Raw genomic sequence first — 481 nt, forward strand, 5'->3', positions numbered from 1 at the left:
CCCACTCGTTTTACATTCTGATAATGGTGCACCAATGAAAGCGGTGACGATGAAAGTAAAAATGGAAGAGCTCGGTGTTACGCCGTCATATAACAGACCAAGAGTGAGTAACGATAACCCGTATTCTGAGTCTACATTTAGGACGCTAAAATATCGACCTGATTGGCCATCTCATGGGTTTAGGGATTTAAGAGAGGTACGAGATTGGGTGCAAGGTTTTGTGAGCTGGTATAACACGGAGCACAAGCACAGCAGGATTAAGTTCGTAACACCTAGTGAACGGCATGATGGTTTAGATGGTGACATACTGAATAAGAGAAGAATCGTATTACTAGATGCTAGGGCTAAAAACCCACTGCGTTGGTCTGGTGAGGTTCAAGACTGTAATGCAATTGGAGCTGTCACATTAAATCCAGATGCTCCTAGGAAAGAAGTCGCATAAAAATTAGCTAATGAGTGCCAACTGTCTTGAAAAACACCG

Annotated in this window: 1 protein-coding gene; it reads left to right on the plus strand. The window is 43.0% G+C overall.

The genetic code is table 11. The features are described 5' to 3' along the window. Window positions 1–442, plus strand: a 442-nt coding sequence (locus V6256_RS15185; protein ID WP_341599102.1) for an integrase core domain-containing protein, incomplete at its 5' end; no start/stop codon positions are given. Window positions 443–481 lie beyond the last annotated feature (39 nt).

The organism is Psychromonas aquatilis, assembly GCF_038155185.1.
GTDB lineage: Bacteria > Pseudomonadota > Gammaproteobacteria > Enterobacterales > Psychromonadaceae > Psychromonas > Psychromonas aquatilis.